The organism is Pseudomonas sp. MWU318 (assembly GCF_016756945.1).
In the GTDB taxonomy this organism is placed as follows: domain Bacteria; phylum Pseudomonadota; class Gammaproteobacteria; order Pseudomonadales; family Pseudomonadaceae; genus Aquipseudomonas; species Aquipseudomonas putida_A.
The window spans coordinates 1-493 of sequence record NZ_JAESJL010000030.1; the positions used below are offsets into that span (position 1 = coordinate 1).

Below are 493 nucleotides of genomic sequence, written 5' to 3' on the forward strand. Positions count from 1 at the left end.
AGACTACTCGACTTCGAGCGCGGCCGTGAATATCGATATCCGTCCGGGCACCAGCCTGCCGGGCGTCGGTGGCGATTCGCAGGGCGTGACCCTGACCAACGTCGAGAAAGTCATCGGTTCGGCGTTCAACGATACCTTCACCACGGATGCCTACCTCTTCGCCACTTACGACGGTGGTGCGGGCGACGACATCTACTACGTCAACGGCGGTGGCGTAACGGTTATCGAGCAAGTTGGCGGCGGCAACGATGAAGTGCGCGTCAGCTACAAGGAACACACACTGGCGGCTAACGTCGAGCGCCTGACTTACACCGGTACGGCTGCGTTTACCGGGTGGGGCAATGCCAGCGACAACATCATCACCGGGGGTAACGGCAACGACATGCTGTACGGCGGTGGCGGTGCCGACCAGTTCTTCGGTGGCGCCGGTCGCGACACCGTGTCGTACCTGGACAGCACGGTGGCGGTCAACATCAACCTGAAAACCGGGGTC

Annotated in this window: 1 protein-coding gene; it reads left to right on the forward strand. The window is 61.7% G+C overall.

The features are described 5' to 3' along the window. Nucleotides 1–25: 25 nt before the first annotated feature. Nucleotides 26–493 (forward strand): calcium-binding protein (locus JN524_RS27180; RefSeq protein WP_442964296.1); only part of this gene is annotated, 468 nt, incomplete at its 3' end.